Source organism: Streptomyces carpinensis, assembly GCF_002154505.1.
Classification (GTDB): Bacteria; Actinomycetota; Actinomycetes; order Streptomycetales; family Streptomycetaceae; genus Streptomyces; species Streptomyces carpinensis.
On the sequence record NZ_MUBM01000804.1, the window covers coordinates 1 to 588 of the forward strand.

Consider the following 588-nt stretch of genomic DNA (forward strand, 5'->3'; position numbering starts at 1 on the left):
CGAGGCCGCTGACCAGTTCTTCGAAGGTGCCCGCCACGCGCGCGTAGTCGGCACCGGCGGCCAGACATACGGGCCAGTCGGAGCCGAACATCGTGCGTCCGGGACCGAAGAGGTCGATAACCGTCGACGCCGCAGGGCGCAGATCCGCGACGGTCCACCGTTCCCAGTCCGCCTCCGTCACCAGGCCGGACAGCTTCACGGTGACGTTGTCCAGCAGCGCCAGACGCGTAAGGTCACGGTTCCAGGAGTCGAGAGCGCCGGTGCGCAGAGGCGGCTTTCCCGCGTGGTCGAGGACGAACCGGAGCTCCGGATTATCGGTGACGGCCCGCACGACCGTCGGCAGTCGCTCGGGTGAGACGACGATGTCGTAGGCCAGCCGATGTTCGGCCAGGGTGCGCAGTCCGCGCCGGACGGCAGGTTGGTCGAGCCACTGGGGGTCGGGCTCTTCCTGGAGCTGGTGCCGCGCACCGACCAGATGCCGGCCTCCGGGCATGGCGCGGGCGGCGGTCAGGTCGTCCGCCAGGGCGGGTGAGGCGAGGTCGAACCAGCCCACCACGCCGGCGATCGCCGGCTGCCCCGCGCTCAGCC

1 protein-coding gene is annotated in these 588 nt (G+C 71.1%); it reads right to left on the minus strand.

Annotated features, from left to right (window positions below):
• On the minus strand, positions 1 to 588 hold a 588-nt coding region (locus BZY54_RS48910), incomplete at both ends, for an amidohydrolase family protein (protein ID WP_158104044.1).